3 protein-coding genes are annotated in these 3,417 nt (G+C 65.1%); all 3 read right to left on the bottom strand.

Going from position 1 to position 3,417, the window contains the following annotated elements; translation table 11 throughout:
- Positions 1-958 (bottom strand): C25 family cysteine peptidase (locus tag ABFE16_06155; protein MEN6344871.1); only part of this gene is annotated, 958 nt, incomplete at its 3' end.
- 166 nt (positions 959-1,124) lie between these two features.
- The gene (locus tag ABFE16_06150; protein MEN6344870.1) at positions 1,125-2,405 is read right to left on the bottom strand and encodes an SGNH/GDSL hydrolase family protein; all 1,281 of its coding nucleotides are present in this window, start codon (positions 2,403-2,405) and stop codon (positions 1,125-1,127) included.
- Positions 2,406-2,509: 104 nt separating this feature from the next.
- Positions 2,510-3,417: hypothetical protein (locus ABFE16_06145; protein ID MEN6344869.1), on the bottom strand; the 908-nt coding region annotated here is incomplete at its 5' end.

Genomic DNA, 3,417 nt, shown 5'->3' with positions numbered 1-3,417 from the left:
GGTAAGCGTCGTAAGGAGGTTCATTGGCGAAGTGGGCGGTGCCGCAGCCGACGGAAAAGAAGATGGCCGGAGACGCCGCTATCAGTGCCTCACGCTCCCGGGGCCCAAGGCAGCCGTCCCAGACCTCCGAGTTGCCATGACCGGCGTGGATGACCAATTCGGTGCCGCCGAGGATGGATGCCTTCACACTGCCGGGCGTCGGCTCGCTTGGTTTGCCGCCGTAGAACTGCCGCTCCACGGTCCAGCCGGACTTCTCAAGGCTATCTGCCTGGGTGCCCAGGCGACTTCGCGCGTCTACCCAGCCGTTCGCGTGTGCCATCAAGGCCCTTCGAGGGCCCTCACGCCGGCTGGCTTCCCACTCCAGAGTCTTCGCGAGCGCCGCCTGCAGTTCGGCGACCGTCGAGACCGGCCATCGTCCAACCCCAATCTCCGGCACGTAGGAGATGGCGTCGAAGTTGATCGGCGGCTCCTTGAAGTGCTCGCCGCGAACCTCGCCGAAGTAAGTGCCGTGGAAGCCGTCGCTGCGGGCATTCCAGGTGTCGAAGCTGCCGTCGGTGGTCGCGAGGTCGGCGTAGTACAGGTCGCTGGCGTAGAAGGCGTAGTCGAAGGCCTCGCTGGTGTTGCGGTCCAGCACCATCCAGCGCACGGGGAAGGTGTCTGCGTCACCCACGAGGAGGGCGAGTTGCAGTCCCCTGTTGCGCCACTCCTGGTAGAGGAATCGCTTGATGCGCTCCGGGGCGTCCGCTCCCTGCTGTCCGGCTAGGACCTCCTCAAGCGCCACGCAGCGTGCGTCAAAGGCCACACTGCGGGCCTTGACCCAGGGCTGCATCTCCTCCACCCACTCGCCAGGACAGATGGCAATCAGACCGGGACGCGTGGCGGTATCCTGTGCCAGGAGCGGAGTTGCACCGGCGACAGCGGCCAGCAGCAGAACGAAGGCGAGTCTGCGGGGAGACATGCTCGGGCAGTCACCTCCAGGAGATCCACGTGCTGATGCCCATTGGCCTTCGACAGCGGTGCCTCTGGGTGTCGCGGTCCGGAACCGGGTATTGCCACGCCGCCATGGCCCACCAGAAGGGAGCAAGGCGCACGGCGGCGTGGCCCAGATCATGTCTCAGCGGTTCTCAGCGGACGGTTTCCACCTTCAGGGTGTGCTTGACCGGAACGACAGCCGCGCTCGAGGCTGTTGCCAGGGCTTCGTCGCGAGCGATCACCCTGGCAGCGACGCGGTCCAGGGCTGCATTCTCGTCCGGCGCCGCATCTCGGTATGCGGGGAGGTTATGAAGCAGCATCTTGGTCAGCGGGGTCTCGAAGTCCTGCTGCTGACGGATCGCCCGCTCGACAGTCTGGAAGGCTCCACAGAAGGGGTTGTCGAGGAACTCGGCTGCCAGGTTGATGCCCTGGCTGAGCGCAGCGCCGGAGAACTCCTTCGTGGCCTGGCCCCAGGTCACCTGGTAACGTGCGGCAGCCTCGACGCCCGTCACGACCAACCGCAGCCGGTTCAACTCGTCGTTGAAGGGCAGGAACTCAATCACCCCGCGCGTCGCACCAGGGCTGGCTGGATCGCCGAAGAAGCAGAAGGGGTAGCGGGTGCTCTCCATCTCGATCACGCCGCCGGCACTCGACAGCACTTTGTGCCCGGCAGTCGCTTCTGCCTTGCCCGTGGCAAGGTCCAGGGTGATCGTGCCGACGTCACCCTTGCATCCGAGCGCCTTCAGGAAGGCGTAGGCCATGACCAGTTGCCCGTTCTGCGAAGGGTGCACGCCATCGGGACCGGCCAGATGGTAGGTCGGACCGTACTTAGCTTTGGCCTTGGCCATGATCTCCATCATCGGGGTGTGCACGTCGGCGAAGACGACCTTCTCCTCAGCCGCTACCTCGCGTCCGATATCCCCGAGCTTGCCCAGGGTAACGTTGTAGACTTCGGCGGGCTGGCCGCCACCACGGAAGGTGTTGCTGTCGACACAGCCCGGCGAGCCGATGACAATGAGGCGCACGCCGGCGTCACGCAGCCCGGCGATGATCGCCTTGTGGGTGTCGCGGTAAAGCTTGCCGCGGTTCGGGTCAAAGGGACCGTAGCCACCATCGTTCATGCCGTAGCAGGTAGTGACCACCGTGGGGTGCAGCGCCAGGACGTCTCGCTGCATACGTGACAGGAAGCCGGGGGCAACTTCGCCGCCCCAGCCGGCCTGCATGCCCCGAAGGTCAGCCGCCGGCTGGCACATCAGCAGGTAGTCCTCGATGAATACCGAGTACTGCCTCTGCTCGGTGATGGAATCACCGCACACTGCCACGAAGTCCTTGGCCTGGAGTGACGGCGCTTCCTGAGCAAGGGCTTGCAGGCTTCCAACCAGCGACAGGGACACCAGCGCAAGGACGAGCACACTGACTCTCCGGATCTGCATGACGGTCCTCCCTGATATGGACTTGCCGATCTGGTCTCACGCCCTGACTTCCTCTTGTCAGACAGTCCTCCTCCCAGCCTTCACCGACGACGCACTCGGCTACCTTACGGCTTCTGTCCCTCGGCCAGCCACTCCACGATCTTGCGCAGCAGGAAGCCCTCCTGCTTTGCAGGTTCCTCCTCCTGGGTGTCCGCGTCCAGACCGAAGGCGATGCCTGAGGCTGCGTAGCGACCCTTGCCGAGGAGGCCGGTCACCACCACCGGCTTACCCTCCTCGTCGGTCACGACTACCTCGGCCTTGTCTCCCGCCTTGAGGAGGATGTGATCGTAGAAGGCGTGGGTGAGCAGGCTTCCGGCAACTCCCGAAGGTGAGAGGTCGGGTTTGGTTATGCGAACCGTCGTTGACCTGAGATGATCGACTCCGGCGGCGATCTCCGGGACGATGGCCGGGTGACTGCGGTACCCGACGGCATCGTGGGTGGTAAGCACAGCGCCGCCGGCCTCGATCCAGCTATGCAGAGCCCGGGCCAGGGCCTCGTCGCCGAAACCCGAGCGGTTCTGCGTGACCACCAACACACGGCAGCGCCGCGCGACCTCGGGCGTTATCTGAGTGACCTTCTCCACCTGAAGGCTGTCCGTCCGCTGCAGCGCGGCGAGAATCCCCTGGCCACCGTAACCGTCAACAAGCACGCCCACTCGCGGCTTGCCTGCAGCTAGTTCTGGAGCGGGGAGCTTGGTCTCCTGCAGCGCCGCCTGGGTCTCCTTGAGCACGACAAAGGGCCGGCTGCGGCAGACGAAAGGCTGCCTGCTGTTGTCGGTCAGCGTCATCTCACCCTTGATCGCCATGCGGTAGGCTCCCGGCGGAAGCTCCAGACGAACCGAGACCGTTGCCCTCTCACCGGGCGACAGCGACCTGCTTGCCGAGGTGCTGGAGGGGAGCGTGCGTCCATCGATTCCCTGGAGCGACCACTCGAAGCGCGCAGCCTTCGGGACCTTCGCTCCCTGGACGCCCT

This window comes from Armatimonadia bacterium, from assembly GCA_039679385.1.
Taxonomy (GTDB): domain Bacteria; phylum Armatimonadota; class Zipacnadia; order Zipacnadales; family JABUFB01; genus JAJFTQ01.
The sequence above is the reverse complement of the archived record's forward strand: the minus strand, read 5'-3'. Positions and strand labels throughout refer to the sequence as shown.